Origin of the sequence: Oceanisphaera sp. IT1-181 (genome assembly GCF_033807535.1) — a bacterium.
Taxonomy (GTDB): domain Bacteria; phylum Pseudomonadota; class Gammaproteobacteria; order Enterobacterales; family Aeromonadaceae; genus Oceanimonas.
This window is the reverse complement of the sequence record NZ_CP136856.1, coordinates 3,081,096-3,092,500: the sequence shown is the minus strand read 5'-3', so window position 1 is coordinate 3,092,500 and position 11,405 is coordinate 3,081,096. Positions and strand designations below refer to the sequence as shown.

Sequence of the window (11,405 nt, the reverse complement as noted above, 5' to 3'; positions counted from 1 at the left end):
ATGGGGGGACCATCCTCCAAGGCTAAATACTCCTGACTGACCGATAGTGAACCAGTACCGTGAGGGAAAGGCGAAAAGAACCCCTGTGAGGGGAGTGAAATAGAACCTGAAACCGTGTACGTACAAGCAGTGGAAGCCCACTTGTTGGGTGACTGCGTACCTTTTGTATAATGGGTCAGCGACTTAATTTTAGTAGCAAGGTTAACCGTATAGGGGAGCCGTAGGGAAACCGAGTCTTAACTGGGCGAATAGTTGCTAGGATTAGACCCGAAACCCGGTGATCTAGCCATGAGCAGGTTGAAGGTTGAGTAACATCAACTGGAGGACCGAACCCACTAATGTTGCAAAATTAGGGGATGACTTGTGGTTGGGGGTGAAAGGCCAATCAAACCGGGAGATAGCTGGTTCTCCCCGAAATCTATTTAGGTAGAGCCTCGGACGAATACTTACGGGGGTAGAGCACTGTTTGGGCTAGGGGGTCATCCCGACTTACCAACCCCATGCAAACTCCGAATACCGTAAAGTACTATCCGGGAGACACACGGTGGGTGCTAACGTCCATCGTGAAGAGGGAAACAACCCAGACCGCCGGCTAAGGTCCCAAAGTCATAGTTAAGTGGGAAACGAAGTGGGAAGGCTCAGACAGCCAGGATGTTGGCTTAGAAGCAGCCATCATTTAAAGAAAGCGTAATAGCTCACTGGTCGAGTCGGCCTGCGCGGAAGATGTAACGGGGCTAAACTATGCACCGAAGCCGCGGATGCACTCTTTATTGAGTGCGTGGTAGGGGAGCGTTCTGTAAGTCTGCGAAGGTGTGTTGTGAAGCATGCTGGAGATATCAGAAGTGCGAATGCTGACATGAGTAACGATAATGGGGGTGAAAAACCTCCACGCCAAAAGACCAAGGGTTCCTGTCCAACGTTAATCGGGGCAGGGTGAGTCGACCCCTAAGGCGAGGCTGAAAAGCGTAGTCGATGGGAAACGGGTTAATATTCCCGTACTGACGTGTACTGCGATGGGGGGACGGAGAAGGCTAAGTGAGCCAGGCGTTGGTTGTCCTGGTGAAAGGGTGTAGGCAGCGTGTTTAGGTAAATCCGGACGCGCAATGCTGAGGCCTGAGACGAAATCGCTACGGCGGTGAAGTCACTGATGCCCCGCTTCCAGGAAAAGCCTCTAAGCTTCAGGTACACGTGAATCGTACCCCAAACCGACACAGGTGGTCGGGTAGAGAATACTAAGGCGCTTGAGAGAACTCGGGTGAAGGAACTAGGCAAAATAGTACCGTAACTTCGGGAGAAGGTACGCTGAGGCATGTGAAATCCCTTGCGGATGGAGCGTGACTCAGCCGCAGTGACCAGGTGGCTGGAACTGTTTATCAAAAACACAGCACTGTGCAAACTCGTAAGAGGACGTATACGGTGTGACACCTGCCCGGTGCTGGAAGGTTAAATGATGGGGTTAGCCTTCGGGTGAAGCTCTTGATTGAAGCCCCAGTAAACGGCGGCCGTAACTATAACGGTCCTAAGGTAGCGAAATTCCTTGTCGGGTAAGTTCCGACCTGCACGAATGGTGTAATCATGGCCACGCTGTCTCCACCCGAGACTCAGTGAAATTGAATTTGCGGTGAAGATGCCGTATACCCGCGGCTAGACGGAAAGACCCCGTGAACCTTTACTATAGCTTGGCACTGAACATTGGCCCTACATGTGTAGGATAGGTGGGAGACTGTGAAGTAGTGACGCTAGTTGCTATGGAGTCAACCTTGAAATACCACCCTTGTATGTCTGATGTTCTAACGTAGGCCCCTTATCGGGGTTGCGGACAGTGCCTGGTGGGTAGTTTGACTGGGGCGGTCTCCTCCTAAAGAGTAACGGAGGAGCACGAAGGTTGGCTAAGTACGGTCGGACATCGTACGGTTAGTGCAATGGCATAAGCCAGCTTAACTGCGAGACGGACAGGTCGAGCAGATACGAAAGTAGGTCATAGTGATCCGGTGGTTCTGTATGGAAGGGCCATCGCTCAACGGATAAAAGGTACTCCGGGGATAACAGGCTGATACCGCCCAAGAGTTCATATCGACGGCGGTGTTTGGCACCTCGATGTCGGCTCATCACATCCTGGGGCTGAAGTCGGTCCCAAGGGTATGGCTGTTCGCCATTTAAAGTGGTACGCGAGCTGGGTTCAGAACGTCGTGAGACAGTTCGGTCCCTATCTGCCGTGGGCGTTGGATGATTGAGAGGAGCTGCTCCTAGTACGAGAGGACCGGAGTGGACGAACCCCTGGTGTTCGGGTTGTATCGCCAGATGCATTGCCCGGTAGCTACGTTCGGAATCGATAACCGCTGAAAGCATCTAAGCGGGAAGCGAGCCTCAAGATGAGTCATCCCTAGGGCTTTACGCCCTCTGAAGGGCCGTTGGAGACTACAACGTTGATAGGCAGGGTGTGTAAGCGCAGCGATGCGTTGAGCTAACCTGTACTAATTACCCGTGCGGCTTAACCATACAACACCCAAGAAGTGTGAGACCTTGCGGTCAAGAACAACAAACACAAATTATTTAAATCAGAGCACCTAAACCTGCTTTGATACAAAATCAGCCTTCCAGATTACAATTTATGCCTGGCGGCCATAGCGCTGTGGAACCACCTGATCCCATGCCGAACTCAGAAGTGAAACGCAGCCGCGCCGATGATAGTGTGGCAGCTGCCATGTGAAAGTAGGTCACTGCCAGGCAACCAATTCAAAAAGCCCGATTCGAAAGAGTCGGGCTTTTTTTTGTCTGCAACTCAGTACTGTTGTTTATTTCAGCGTTCCACTGAAATATTCTCGGCAATCTGGTATAAAAAGGCCCCATTTAAAGATGAAAGATACGAATATGCGCTGGGATATTAAAGGCTGGTTGGCACTTCAATTGCTGGCTTTAGGTCTGTTTTTTACTTGGTATTTTGGTTATTGGCAAAGCCTAGATGAAAGCATTTTTTGGTGGTTCAATAATCGGCTAGTGACGGTACCGGGTTTTGCTCATATGGTGGCCGTGGTTAACCAGCGCTGGATTGATGGTGCGGTGGCACTGTTAATGGCAGGCTTTGTGTTTTCTCATGCTTGGCAGCTGAAGGGCCGTGATCGGGCGAAGATGGGCTGTTTATTGTTATTGATGGCGGGCTGCTTCTCGCTGCAGGCGGCGGCAGGTAAGGCTTTACCCATTGAACGCGCGAGCCCCACGGTCGTGTATGAGCAAGCCGAGCGTGTGAGTCTGTTGGTGCCTGATATTAAAGCCAAAGATGCGTCTGGCGATTCGTTTCCCAGCGATCACGGCATTGGCTTTGCGACTTTCTTACTGTTTGCTTGCTATCGTTTTCCGCGCCGTTACCTATATGCAGTCGCGCCCTTGGTGTTTATTCTGGCGATGCCACGCGTAATGTCGGGGGCCCATTGGTTTACTGATTTCATTTGTGGTTCGCTGCCTTTGGCTTTGATCACCGGCGCTTGGTTGTTTCATACTCCTTTAGCGGAACGATTTACTGAAGCTATGGTGAGGCCTGTGGAAACGTTGCTTACCAAGTGGCGATTGCAGGGCTAGACCCTTCGGGTAGCTATCAGCGGTAAGCTAAGTAAAAACACCAAGAAGAGGGCGACACTAATGTTGCCCTCTTTGCTTTTTACACCGATAGGGTGACGCGCTCGCTACAGGGCAATATGTCGTAGTCGATCATTACCGTTTCATTCATTAGGTAACGACGCAGCATATCTAATGCAGAGAAAGCTAATAAACGGCGCTGTGACAGCGGATCACGAAAGTGCATCTGCAAAGTTTGTACATAGCAGCCAGTCTGCGTTTTTAATGCTACTGGCACCCCTTTAGGGCCAGCTGCACCTATGGCTAAGGTGAGGGGGCGTGCGGATTTCTGTAGCCAATGAGCCAGTTCTTCAGCTTCGTCTGGCAAGCCGGCAAGATAGTGGCCTTCAAACTCTCGAGTGATAGTACTGATGGTATCAGTTAGGCGCCCACCGCTGGCATCTTCAAAAATCATTAAGTCTTTATCGAGTAACATGGGTCCTAGACTGGCGGTAAAGTCCATGTTGTCTCGGGCGATCAGGTGCGTGCCGACTTGGGCGAGCAATTGGGCTTCGGCTTGCGCTATGGACTCGGCATTCGCGGTGTCGATGATAAGCTTCACTTCTATGGTTGGCAGATTAGCGCGATAACCTAGCGCAATACCTGCGGGCCAAGTGAGAGCATCAAGTTTGTCGCTTAAGCCGGACTCGGATAGGCCAAATAGAAAGAAGCGGCGTACTTGGCTGCGTCCATTGTCACCCAGTTGGCGACGCAAGCGCGGCAGTATTTCATCGTTCATCATCACCTTTAGCTCAGAGGGCACCCCTGGGGTAAAAAAGAAGGTGGCGCGATTAAGCTTAACGGCGAAACCACAGGCGGTGCCGACCGGATTATCAACTAACTCCGCACCTTGAGGCAGCATGGCTTGTTTGTTGTTGCTCTTGGGCATTTCGCGGTTACGATTGCTGTATTTTTGCTGCATGACTTCAAGCCAATACTGATTGAGCTCTAAAGGTATACCTGCGGCATCGGCCATGGCCTCTGCACTAATATCATCCGAGGTGGGGCCTAAGCCGCCATTGACGATCACTATGTCTGCTTGATGACTGCGCTGTTCGAATAACTCGACTAAATCGGCCTTATCGTCACCGACGGTGAAGCGACGGCGCACTTGCCAGCCTTGCTCGAGCAGCAATTGAGACAACCAGCCGGCATTGGTATCTGTGATTAAGCCGGTCAATACCTCGTCGCCCGTGCTCACCAGTTCAATAACAGGTTCCATAATAGTCTTTCCTTTAAGGGTGTTGCCCCCGATATTAGCGTATCTTGAGCCTTTGGCACACGTTGAGGATGACAAGATTGGCCACTTTGTTGTAGAGTTCTAGATGTCTAGACTTTCTTAGTTCCGTTGTACTGGAGTAAGCTCATGCCCATTAGAATTCCCGATCGCCTGCCAGCGGCTAATGTCCTGTCTCAGGAAAACATCTTCGTGATGACGGAGACTCGCGCAGTTAATCAGGAAATTCGCCCGATGCGGGTGTTGCTGCTTAATTTAATGCCCAAGAAAATAGAAACTGAAAATCAGTTACTGCGAATGTTATCGAACTCGCCGTTACAAATTAATGTCGACTTGCTGCGCATTGACGACCGGCCGTCAAAAAACACCCCTCAGTCGCATCTAGAAAGTTTCTATCATGATTTTGAGCAGATTAAAGATCAGTTCTATGACGGTCTTATCATTACCGGTGCGCCACTGGGCCTGACCGACTTTTGTGATGTGGTTTACTGGGACAAAATAGAGCAGATTGTGGACTGGGCGAAGAGCCATGTGACCTCTACGCTGTTTCTATGTTGGGCGGCGCAGGCGGGCTTGAAGATTTTATATGGCTTGGATAAACGCACTCGGTTAGAGAAGTTATCGGGCGTTTATGAGCACCAGAACTTAGGCGGCTACGACCCGTTAGTGCGCGGTTTCGATGATGTATTTCTTGCGCCGCATTCTCGCTATGCAGACTTTCCGGTGGAGCTGTTACGGGAAAAAACCGATTTAAAAATCTTGGCGGCGTCCGATAAAGTAGGCGTCTACTTAGCGGCTAGCCCTGATGGGCGGCAAGTGTTTGTGACCGGTCATCCTGAGTACGATCCTCATACACTGGATAATGAATATCAGCGCGACCTAGAAGTAGGCATAGCGCCGCAGATGCCAGAAAACTATTACCCAGATGATAATGCGGGTAATTTACCGAGGGCGACGTGGCGCAGTCATGGCCATTTGTTGTTTGCTAACTGGCTCAACTACCATGTTTACCAGCTAACGCCTTATGACTTGAACACCTTAAGTGCTACCGGCGAATCGCTAACCAGAGACTGAATGCGTGAGAAATGAGGGTTAAAGCGGACGGGATAACATCAAAGCTACAGCCAAAGAGGTCGAATAAATTCGACCCTACAAAAATAACTGCCTTCACTCATTAATTCTCCGTTGCTGACCCAAGAAAAAGCCCCTCACTTTAAGTGAAGGGCTTTTTATCGAGAGTTGATTAAGCTCAAGGTGAAGTCATCATTTTGGCGATGAGGATGATGATTTATGTCTACCCCTCACGACTTACACCTCACCCCTCACGGTATTATTCAATCAATCGGAAAGCCGGCTTTTTCGGCGGCCTTGGCCTTGTTGATCATCGGCGTTATGGTCATGCCTTGTACGATAATCGAGAACAGCACTATGGCGTAGGTCATCATTAAAATCACGTCGCGCAATTCAATCTGACCATCGGCACCGAGCTTGACGCCAACCGGAATCGAGAGCGCCATGGCCAGTGATAGCCCGCCGCGCAGCCCGCCCCAAGTCAGGATCCGAATCGAGTATTTGTTGTAACTGCGAAAGCGGCGAAAGCCCACGTAAGGCAGGGCGACGCTGATAAAACGACTGACCAGTACTAACGGAATGGCGCCCAGCATCAGAATCCAGGCTTGCCAGTGAAACTCGACCAACAACATGGCCAGACCAATCAACAGGAACAAGATCGCGTTTAAAAACTCATCCAGTAGATGCCAGAACTGATCCAGGTATTTTTCACTCTGCTCGGTAAAACCGGTGTAGCGGGTCCAGTTACCGATCATGATACCGGCCACCACCATGGCCAGTGCGCCCGAGACACCCAGTACGTTAGCCAGTGCAAAGCCGGCGGTAGGAATACACAAGGTCATTAACAGCTCCATGGAGCCGTCGTCGGTAGCGCTGATCATCACGTGGGACATCAGACCCAGCAGGGCACCGAAAATGATGCCGCCAATGGCTTCATGGGTGAATAGGGCGGCCACTGAGCTAAAGGTGGCGTCGGTACCACTAAATGCTACCGCAAAAATGGTCATGAAGATCACCAGGCCAATACCGTCATTAAACAGCGACTCGCCTTCAATTTGAATGGCAATCTGTTCTGGTGCGCCCAGTTTTTTCACAATCGCGAGCACGGCTATGGGGTCGGTAGGCGAGATAAGTGCGCCAAACAGCAGGCAGTAAATAAAGGGCAGTGGAATGCTGGCTGCATAGGCCAACAACCACAGGCCGACGGCGACCACGGCAATGGAAGTTATCACCCCAAAAATAACCAGTACGAAAATTTCCCACTTTTGGCTCTTCATGGCCGGCAAGTTAATGCCAAGGCCACCGGCAAACAGCAAAAATCCGAGAATACCTTGTAACAGGAATTCGCCAAAATCGACGGTTTCGAGGGTAGTGACTGCGTGTTGCTGAAGCTCGGGCCAGGTGGTTTTGCCGAGCACTAACATGAGGATGGAGATAATCAGGGCGCCAAAGGTAATGGCAATGGTGGTTTGAATTTTCATTATGTATTGATTGACGAAGGCAATGGTGATCGCCGTGGCCGCCAAAAAACACAAAGTGTAATAGACGCTCATTTAGGACAGTTCCGATTAGATATTTTATTATAGTTGCAAGCTAAGTTAGCGGGTCTTCGCCCGTGCCGTATTGTGCCTTAATCGCGAACTCATCACTAGGGTCTGCTGACCTTTCGCGGTTAAGTTTTGTTCGAGTTAAACGCGTTTTTATCGCGGCGAGTGGGGTGTAGCCTAGCGCTCTAAGCAAACTCCCACTCAACAAAGAGAAAAACGTGTTTAGCCGAACTCGGAGGGCAGTATTTGTGGAACCTTTCTACGGCGTTATCGTTCGTATTTATGGGAAAGTGGAGAGTGACTCCATGGCACAAGCGATGCCTTGTATAAAGACTCCACACACTGCTGCAAAAATCATCTCGAAAGGTCAACAGACCCTAATAAAAACTGCGCTAAATTTCTTCACTTTGGTAAGACTGAGCGAATATATTCAGCTCGGAGCTGTGGATGCCTAGATTTCGCATTGGGCTTTGTGTGATAACATGGCGACGGCTTACGGAATCAGGTTGTAACAGGAGTTAACAGTGTCCAGATCCCCCGTTTTCTCCCAGCTCGAACAGGCACTTGCCGAACGTATTCTTATTATTGACGGGGGCATGGGCACCATGATCCAGTCCCACCGACTGGATGAAGCGGCTTACCGTGGCGAACGCTTCGCTGATTGGCCGTCCGATCTTAAAGGTAATAACGATTTATTGGTGCTTAGCCAACCGTACCGCCTCTATCTCGCCGGATGTAAACGATGCGGGTTACCGTAACGTGTCCTTCGACCAATTAGTGGTCGCGTATACGGAAGCGACCCAAGCGCTGATCGACGGTGGCTCCCACCTGATCATGATCGAAACTATCTTCGATACGCTTAATGCCAAAGCGGCAGTATTCGCCATTGAAACGCTGTTCGATAAGTTGGGCACCCGCATTCCAGTGATGATCTCGGGCACCATTACCGATGCCTCTGGCCGAACTCTTACCGGCCAAACCACCGAAGCCTTTTATCATTCGTTACGCCATGCCAATCCCCTCTCCTTTGGTTTGAACTGTGCGCTAGGCCCTAACGAATTGCGCCAATACGTGCAAGAGCTGTCGCGGATCAGTGAAACTTATGTGTCTGCGCATCCCAATGCTGGTTTGCCAAACGCCTTTGGGGAATATGACTTAGAAGCCTTTGAGATGGCTGAGCATATTCGCGAATGGGCCGAGAGTGGCTTCTTAAACTTGGTGGGTGGTTGCTGTGGCTCCACGCCTGAGCATATTCGGGTGATGGCTGAAGCGGTGGCGGGCATTAAGCCGCGGATGCTGCCAAAAATTGCCCCCGCTTGTCGCTTGGCGGGCCTTGAGCCTTTTAATATTTTTTCCGACACCATGTTTGTGAACGTAGGTGAGCGGACTAACGTTACTGGCTCGGCCAAGTTTAAGCGTCTGATCAAAGAAGAGCAGTACGACGAAGCGCTACAAGTGGCGCTGCAACAGGTAGAAAGTGGCGCCCAGATCATCGATATCAACATGGATGAAGGCATGTTGGACTCGAAAGCCTGTATGACGCGTTTTTTGAACCTGATTGCCGGTGAGCCGGATATCTCGCGCGTGCCCATCATGATTGACTCCTCGAAGTGGGAAGTGATCGAAGCCGACCTTAAGTGTATTCAGGGCAAGGGCATAGTGAACTCCATCTCGATGAAAGAAGGCGTTGAGCAGTTTATCGAGCAGGCCAAATTGGTGCGCCGTTATGGTGCCGCCGTGATCGTGATGGCGTTCGATGAAGTAGGCCAAGCGGATACCCGCGAGAGTAAGTATGAAATTTGTGAGCGCGCCTATCGCATCTTGGTGGATGAAGTTGGCTTCCCGCCGGAAGATATTATCTTCGACCCTAATATCTTCGCCGTGGCGACGGGTATCGAAGAGCACAACAACTACGCGGTGGAATTCATCGAAGTAGTCAAAGACATCAAGGCTAACTTGCCCCACGCCATGATCTCCGGTGGCGTATCGAACGTGTCATTCTCGTTCCGTGGTAATGAAGTGGTGCGCGAAGCGATCCACTCGGTGTTTTTGTATCATGCAGTGCGCAATGGTATGGATATGGGTATCGTTAACGCCGGTCAGCTGGCGATTTATGAAGATATTGAGCCGGAGCTGAAAGAGAAAGTCATCGCCGTAGTGCTCAACGAGAATGACGGCGCCACCGAAGCACTGCTGGAAGTTGCCGAGCGTTATCGTAATAGCGGCGGTGAAACCATAGACCCCCGTGATTTAGAATGGCGTACCTGGGGCGTGAATGAGCGCTTGGCGCATTCACTGGTCAAGGGTTTAACGGACTTTATCGAAGAAGACACCGAAGAAGCCCGCCTTGAAGCAGTACGTCCATTAGACGTAATTGAAGGTCCGCTGATGGACGGCATGAACGTGGTCGGTGACTTATTTGGTGCCGGTAAGATGTTCTTACCGCAAGTGGTGAAGTCCGCACGGGTGATGAAACGCGCCGTAGCCCACTTAAATCCCTACATTGAGGCCAGCAAAGAAGTCGGCCAAACCAATGGCCGCGTAGTGATGGCCACGGTTAAAGGCGACGTACACGATATCGGTAAGAATATCGTCGGCGTGGTACTGCAGTGTAATAACTTCGAAGTGATCGACTTAGGCGTGATGGTACCGTGCGAGAAAATCTTGCAGACCGCCCGCGAAGTGAATGCGGATATGATCGGCTTATCGGGCCTTATCACCCCATCTCTCGATGAAATGGTGCACGTGGCGCAAGAGATGCAGCGCCAAGGCTTTACCATGCCGTTGCTCATTGGGGGGGCCACTACTTCTAAGGCGCATACTGCGGTGAAGATTGAGCAAAACTACGATCATCCTGTGGTCTATGTGTCTAATGCTTCCCGCGCGGTAGGCGTGGTGCAAACCTTGCTTAGCAAAGAGAATAAGCCGGCCTTCGTGGAGCGCTTAATCAAAGAATACGACGTGGTACGCGATCAACATGCCCGTAAGAAGCCGCGCGCCAAGCCGGTGACGCTGGCTGAGGCACGCGCGAACAAAGTGGACATCGACTGGGCAACGTATGTGCCACCGGTACCGGCAAAGCCGGGTGTGCACGAATTTCATGACTCGCCTATCTCTGTGGTACGCGAATACATCGACTGGTCTCCGTTCTTTATGACCTGGGCATGGCCGGTAAGTATCCGCGCATCTTGGAAGATTAAGTAGTGGGTGTTGAAGCCACTAAGTTGTTTATTGATGCGCAAGCCATGCTCGATAAGCTCGAAAAGACGGCACCTTGCGCTGTGCCGGCGTGATTGGTTTATTCCCGGCAAACAGCGTGGGCGACGACGTAGAAATTTACGCGGATGAGTCACGCACCGAGGTGCTGCAAACCTTGCGCTTCTTACGTCAACAAACCGAGAAGAAAGACGGTTTCCCTAACTATTGCTTAGCCGACTATGTGGCACCCAAAGGCACTCAGCCCGATTACGTGGGCGGTTTTGCGGTGACCGGTGGTATTGGTGAAGAAGACATCATTCGTCGTTATAAAGAAGATGAAGATGACTATAACGCCATCTTGGCGGGCTCGGTCGCCGACCGTTTGGCGGAAGCGTTTGCCGAGTATCTGCACATGCGCGTGCGCCGTGAGCATTGGGGTTATGCGGCGGATGAACAGCTAAGCCACGAAGAATTAGTGCGTGAAAAATACGTAGGTATTCGCCCAGCTCCCGGTTATCCGGCTTGTCCTGAGCACACCGAAAAAGGTACGCTGTGGGACTGGTTAGACGTAGAGAAGCGCATCGGTATGCAATTGACCGAGTCTTATGCCATGTGGCAGGCATGACCCGCGAACAAGCCGAAAAGTGGCTGGCGCCTAACCTGAGCGCTTAATAACGCAGGGCGAGAGCCGTTCATCTCATGCATTTGACTGACGTAAGTCACGATATGAGTTATAAAGG

Annotated in this window: 4 protein-coding genes, 2 rRNA genes and 1 pseudogene (1 of these 7 only partly in view); 5 read left to right on the top strand and 2 right to left on the bottom strand. The window is 51.1% G+C overall.

Annotated features, from left to right (window positions below):
- The 3 genes from R0134_RS13705 to R0134_RS13695 form a co-directional block, all read left to right on the top strand.
- Positions 1-2,499: ribosomal RNA gene (locus R0134_RS13705) — 23S ribosomal RNA — on the top strand (it extends 394 nt beyond the left edge of the window).
- Positions 2,500-2,614: 115 nt separating this feature from the next.
- Positions 2,615-2,729 (top strand): 5S ribosomal RNA (gene rrf / locus R0134_RS13700).
- A gap of 127 nt (positions 2,730-2,856) precedes the next feature.
- The gene (locus tag R0134_RS13695; protein WP_319782513.1) at positions 2,857-3,576 is read left to right on the top strand and encodes a phosphatase PAP2 family protein; all 720 of its coding nucleotides are present in this window, start codon (positions 2,857-2,859) and stop codon (positions 3,574-3,576) included.
- Positions 3,577-3,655: 79 nt separating this feature from the next.
- Here the strand turns inward: R0134_RS13695 and R0134_RS13690 are convergent, their stop codons facing one another.
- Entirely contained in the window at positions 3,656-4,834 is a 1,179-nt protein-coding gene (locus R0134_RS13690; RefSeq protein ID WP_319782512.1) for a CinA family nicotinamide mononucleotide deamidase-related protein, read from the bottom strand.
- Between the two features lie 144 nt (positions 4,835-4,978).
- Between R0134_RS13690 and metA the strand changes: the two genes are divergently transcribed.
- The gene (gene metA / locus R0134_RS13685; protein WP_319782510.1) at positions 4,979-5,923 is read left to right on the top strand and encodes a homoserine O-acetyltransferase MetA; all 945 of its coding nucleotides are present in this window, start codon (positions 4,979-4,981) and stop codon (positions 5,921-5,923) included.
- Between the two features lie 260 nt (positions 5,924-6,183).
- Here the strand turns inward: metA and R0134_RS13680 are convergent, their stop codons facing one another.
- Positions 6,184-7,473, bottom strand: coding sequence for a sodium:proton antiporter (locus tag R0134_RS13680; protein WP_319782509.1), 1,290 nt, complete (start codon positions 7,471-7,473; stop codon positions 6,184-6,186).
- A 518-nt stretch (positions 7,474-7,991) separates the two neighbouring features.
- On the opposite strand from R0134_RS13680, the pseudogene metH reads away from it, so the two are divergent.
- Positions 7,992-11,281: pseudogene (gene metH, locus R0134_RS13675) on the top strand (methionine synthase); the annotation flags it as partial.
- Between the last annotated feature and the right edge of the window lie 124 nt (positions 11,282-11,405).